Raw genomic sequence first — 212 nt, forward strand, 5'->3', positions numbered from 1 at the left:
ATTTACTTGGAATGTTGTATTGACCTCATTAGTTACTGATCCATCGACTTCTGTAGCCGTTATGATATAAGGGTCAGCCGCAGTTCCTGTTCCTGATATTGTGTTAATTCCTGCAACATTAATTACAGATTTCAGAGAAGAAAGATCAACGATTAAAGGTGCCGCTGCATCATCTTCTAAAGAAATAGATAACTGATTGTTAGTTGAGTTAA

General features: G+C 36.3%; 1 protein-coding gene. It reads right to left on the bottom strand.

Going from position 1 to position 212, the window contains the following annotated elements:
• Positions 1 to 212, bottom strand: a 212-nt coding sequence (locus Q1A46_RS20895) for a hypothetical protein (RefSeq protein WP_299683607.1), incomplete at both ends; no start/stop codon positions are given.

Source organism: uncultured Tenacibaculum sp., from assembly GCF_947502995.1.
In the GTDB taxonomy this organism is placed as follows: domain Bacteria; phylum Bacteroidota; class Bacteroidia; order Flavobacteriales; family Flavobacteriaceae; genus Polaribacter.